We start from the raw sequence: 4,706 nt of genomic DNA, 5'->3' as shown, positions 1-4,706 counted from the left end.
TCAACCTCAGCGGCAAGACGCCCAGAGCCACGTCACGTGCACAGCTCTACGAAGCGTTTTTTGCCGATTTCATGACTCGCTGAGGTTGTCAGCCCATCGCCTCAGATGCCTGGCGATCGACGGCTCTCCCGTCGAAATCTTGTCTGCGATGCGCAATAGCATCAATCGCAGTTCCGGCTCGTCTGATGGGGAAATCTCCTGTAGATGTTCCCCCATTACCTGTTGAACCTTCACGGCAAAGCTTGGATCTACCTCATCGGCTTCCGCCGTGTCGAGCATCACGACGCAGCTGACCATTGCCACGATGATCGGGTCGAGATCCATCACGGCACCACCCTCACCTTAATAGTCGACACACCGGCGTCATCAAGCCATCGCTGCGCCTGAGCCATCACTGCATCACTGGGGACTTCCGATACAGCCTGAAGGCCATGATACGCAGCCGTCCCAGCCTGACGTCTGGCCTCGTCAATCATTGAGTCGGAGGTCCAAGGAAGAACTCCATTCTTGCGATCGATGACTTCGTTGCCATCTAGACCATCGAACTTCGCAGTAACCTCTCCAGTACGGCCCCCATAGACGGCTGCCTCGCCGAGGCCTGACTGTCCATCAGACCAGCCTGACCAAGCCCACGACATCACGAGTTCAACCTCAGTAACCACGAATCTGGACCCTGCGGAGGGCCTTACTCGTGCCAGGCTGTTGTTCCGCACATTCTTAGGCACCGGACAGTCGATGAGAGTGTTTTGGTCTGACGGTCAGGGTGGGACGATATCGAAGCTCTTGCAGGGCGGAGTGCTACCGTGATTTTGAATGTTTCCTTCCGCAACGAGTGGCGTTACGCCGAGACGTGGCACGACATGGGGACACTGGCCATGTCTGTCTTGAGAGCGATGGAAGCCGGCAGCGAGATCGTTTCATTCGAATTTTCCGATAGGCGGCATAGCGGGGTATCTGGGCCGGACAACAATCTTCGGCTCGCGATTAACCGAGAGACTGGATTTGGCGGGCTGATTTGGTTTGTGGATCGAAGCAGTCCTAGGCAGGGGGGGCGACCATGTTTGGGTGTCGGATAATCCTGAACCGCCCGTCAATAATCCGAGAGTTGCGTCCGATCCCTGGACTTCGGTTTATCTTGATCGGCGCAGTGTTTTGCCGATCTCCAGAATACGCGCCGCCTTGGAGGAATTCTGCAGGGTTGGGTCGGGCGACAGGTCTGAGTCCATTGACTGGGTTCGCGGTCAAATGAACGGAATGTGTCTTGATGTTGAGGGCTGCTATTAAGGCCAGGGGGTCCCACCATGGCTGGTGGGACCCCCTGCGGGTGTGCCGAAGTCAGCTGTTACGAGTCATGGCCACGGGTACTTCTTCTATCCGGCACTCAGAACTCTTCCTCTTGCCATTCGATGCACGTCGGAATCTCGCCGCCGTTGCCGAGAAATTCCTTCACTGCCTGACGGACACGTTCGACAGGGATTTCCGAGCCAGGCATGAACTCCCTCACGTGACCAAGCAGCATGTATTCGACTATGCCGCGATCCACCGAGCCCTTCGATACGACATTTTCATCTTCAGCGAAGGTCAGCGCGCCCATCTGGGTGACTCTGTCGAGTCCGACCGCCAGCTCATGATCCGGGTATCCCGATGCCAGCGAAGGGCGATCAAGAGAATAGATGACGGCACAGTTCTGCTCATGCTTCCCGTTTAGCAGGGAATCGATGAATGAATCCACTTCATCCGCGCTGCCGATAGCATAGTGAGTTCTACCGTGCTCGGACTCAAATTGCACCCGGAGTCCGCTGGTCGTCATCCAATACCTCCAAACAGTAGGCTTGTCATCTGGCCTGTATTCTTGTCGCGCCAGTGCACCCTCAGCGTCTTGCTGCCCAGTAGATCGCTCAAGTTACCCAAGCAGGAAAGACCGTTCTCCTTGGAGCACGGACCAGTTTCGTTGTTAATCACGACCTAGGCGTGATCAATCTCGCCCTCGTGCATCATGTGGACCACCTTCGTTTCGACGTGGTCTGCGTCCCCCCAAATGTTGCCCCGAAAGAGGCCCCGTTCCTTGAGCCGCTTGGCAAGAAAGGTGAGGGAGGGATCAGCGATCCGTCTGCATCTGTTGATGTGGGCTGGAGCGCTTCCCGGTTGCCGCAAGGGCGATTTCAAAGACGGCTTTTCCTGTGTCTGTTAAGCGCTCGAGGCGAGCTACCGAACCATCGAACATCGGGCAGCTTTTCAATCTGCCTCAATCCCTGCCAAGTACTCGATGAACCCTTCCAGGAATTCTTCGAAATCACCGTTATTTATGCAACAATCATCAAACTGGCCGTACATGTCATCGATCTTCACATGTCCCTCATTCACGCGTTCAACGCTAGCGGCGGGCGTACCCAATACGTACCCCTCGCCAAACTCCCGCGCCATTCGCCTCCATTCACGAAGATAAGTCGAGGCGCTCTGCCGACTGAGCCCGAACGGGAGAATCAGTGTTTCAAGCGCGAGAGCAGTATTTTCGGGGATTTCGGGCACGGCTGACAGCGTAATCAATCCCTCGCTGTCCACTTCAAAGAACCATGCGGTATCAGTCACGGTCTACTTCCCTTTCGGAAAGGTTGACGGCGTATAGGAGCCGTCGGCGAGCTTCTCCAGGAATCCGATCATCTTCACGCCTTTTACAGTGTGTGTGACCATGGTGCCGCCGCGCTTGTATATCCCCTGAGCGAAGAGCTCCATTCCGGCTGCCATCACGTCCTCCTCGGTCCAGTCCGCCGGGAAGAAGGTGTGCCCTGCGGAGGCTACCTTCTGCAGCGTGCTTCCGTCTGGCCTGAGTGCACCAACCGTACCGTTGACGGTCGCAGTTCCGTCAGCGTTGGTGACCAGATCGCCATTGATGAAACGGTCTTCCGGCACGCCTCCAGTCTGGTCCGGATGCAGGTGCCAGCCAGCAAACTTCCCGTCGTCTTCGACTCCGTGCAACACATGCGCGCGAGCCGTCGCCGAGATCTCTGGGCAGTTGTCGTTGTGAACGAGGACCGGCGTGTCCCCGGCCTTCACATAGTACGTGTGGAGGGTGCCGATGGTGAGGTCGTAGGTGATGGTGTGCGCGTGGTAGAGGCGCACATCGGTGTCCTGGGCGGTGCCTTGTGGCACACCCACTCAACTTTGAAAACCCCGTTTACTCCCAGCCGCCGACGGCGGAACCGAAAACCACACAATCGGGTACAGGCAAAAGCCGCAAACCTTATTCAGCAACCTCTAGGCGCCGCAGCTCCTGTAGGTCAGCGAGGATCTCCGGGAAATCATTTGCCTTCTTGGGCGCCACAGCCACGATGGAGTCGAACGGGCTGCTATCAAAACGACTCACGGCGATCTGCGCGTATTGACCAAGTTTACCCACCTCCACGTTGGCCAACTTTTCACGGTGGAGCAGGAATTGAGTCTCCTCGTCTCGACGCACAAGATCACCGGGGACATAGTAGAAGTCCGCAGAAACGAACTCGGCTTCAGAGATATCGAGAGCCCACTCAATATCACGGTACTGCTCCTTGATGCTCTCCGCGAACAAGGATCGAGCTTCTGCAGAAATCGAGTGACTCGGCGGTGTCGTCATTACGGAGCCGACCGATCCGGACAGCTTTACGCACTGAAAAACACAGGCCGCCAGGTGAATCATCGACGTCGTCGTCATCCTGTCGACATGGACGTTCTCGAACTTCACTCCGTGCACCGCACATCTCTTCACCACACAGCGCGACGCAGCCACATCCTCGACGACCAGGCCGAAATTGGGATCATCGAACTGAGACAGAGCGCACCCAGTGAACTCGCACCGTACCAGTTCCAATGAACCAAGCGTGCGCCTGCTCCCAACGGACTTGACGTTCTGATACTTCTGCCGTTCGATCCGCATTTCAGGCCAGCCCTTTCACTCTCTCTTGAAGACTTCAGCCAAGAAGTCATCACTCAGAGATGGGTAGTCGAGAATCTGAGCCCTACTTTCTACATAGGACCGGGCAAGGTGCTCCCCAATGGAAGTCCTGCTGGCACCCGTGATGTCGATACCCACCTCTGCACCGCCATCCAGGATGTGGAAATCGGGAACTGCTTGCCCTGGTTGAGAGGTGCCGAGATGCGCAATGTTTGGGTCTGCCTGCACTGCAGCGTCTTCAGCAATCGCGTTCTCGATGTCAGAACCGACGAACATGCGCTGCAGGAACGGCTTACGCTGCCCGGCCGCGAGCTGCCCGGGGCTGAGGTTGCCCCGCACCTGAGCAGCAGTACGACTCACTGCGCGTCCAAGTGCATCCTTCAGCCGCTGATAGCTCTTCTTCCCTTCGTTGCTGAGCCCTTGAATGGGGCAGGACTCATTGTTGTTGTGAACGAGGACCGGCGTGTCCCCGGCTTCCAGATAGTACGTGTGGAAGGCGGGCCGTTCATGCCTGCGTTTTCGCAGGTGAGGGAGGAATCAACGGTCCGTCGGCGTCCGCTGATGTGGGCAGGAGTGTTTCCGGTTGCCGCAAGGGCGATTTCAAAGACGGCTGTTCGTGCTTCTGTGCTGGGCAGCGGAGTTTGAGGAGGGCCAAGGGGCGGGTGGGGGCCAGGGCTCCGGCAAAGTCGTTGATCACGCTGCCAGGAGCAGGTTGATGGGGCGGTCGGTGTTGCGGGCGTGATGGCGTAGGGCGGCGGCGATGTTCTGGTGTCCGTCC

General features: G+C 57.3%; 6 protein-coding genes. All 6 read right to left on the bottom strand.

Annotated elements, in window-relative coordinates; translation table 11 throughout:
- Window positions 1–69: 69 nt before the first annotated feature.
- Complete coding sequence (locus ACL02U_RS32645; RefSeq protein ID WP_412794632.1) at window positions 70–327, bottom strand: hypothetical protein; 258 nt, start codon at window positions 325–327, stop codon at window positions 70–72.
- A gap of 1,054 nt (window positions 328–1,381) precedes the next feature.
- Complete coding sequence (locus ACL02U_RS32640; protein ID WP_412794631.1) at window positions 1,382–1,810, bottom strand: Imm1 family immunity protein; 429 nt, start codon at window positions 1,808–1,810, stop codon at window positions 1,382–1,384.
- 425 nt (window positions 1,811–2,235) lie between these two features.
- Window positions 2,236–2,589 carry a hypothetical protein gene (locus tag ACL02U_RS32635; RefSeq protein ID WP_412794630.1) on the bottom strand — a complete coding sequence of 118 codons (354 nt, stop codon included), beginning with the start codon at window positions 2,587–2,589 and terminating at the stop codon, window positions 2,236–2,238.
- A 3-nt stretch (window positions 2,590–2,592) separates the two neighbouring features.
- The gene (locus ACL02U_RS32630; protein WP_412794629.1) at window positions 2,593–3,156 is read right to left on the bottom strand and encodes an EndoU domain-containing protein; all 564 of its coding nucleotides are present in this window, start codon (window positions 3,154–3,156) and stop codon (window positions 2,593–2,595) included.
- An 85-nt stretch (window positions 3,157–3,241) separates the two neighbouring features.
- Window positions 3,242–3,718: a hypothetical protein gene (locus ACL02U_RS32625; protein ID WP_412794628.1), complete on the bottom strand. Its 477-nt coding sequence runs from the start codon at window positions 3,716–3,718 to the stop codon at window positions 3,242–3,244.
- A gap of 207 nt (window positions 3,719–3,925) precedes the next feature.
- Complete coding sequence (locus ACL02U_RS32620; protein WP_412794627.1) at window positions 3,926–4,288, bottom strand: hypothetical protein; 363 nt, start codon at window positions 4,286–4,288, stop codon at window positions 3,926–3,928.
- Window positions 4,289–4,706: the final 418 nt, after the last annotated feature.

Source organism: Streptomyces sp. MS06 (assembly GCF_047200655.1).
Lineage (GTDB): Bacteria > Actinomycetota > Actinomycetes > Streptomycetales > Streptomycetaceae > Streptomyces.
This window is presented reverse-complemented; position numbering and strand designations above follow the sequence as displayed.

Bases quoted from the DNA above. Each gene is read 5' to 3' on its own strand.
- ACL02U_RS32640 (WP_412794631.1), bottom strand. From the start codon at position 1,810: ATGACGACCAGCGGACTCCGGGTGCAATTTGAGTCCGAGCACGGTAGA.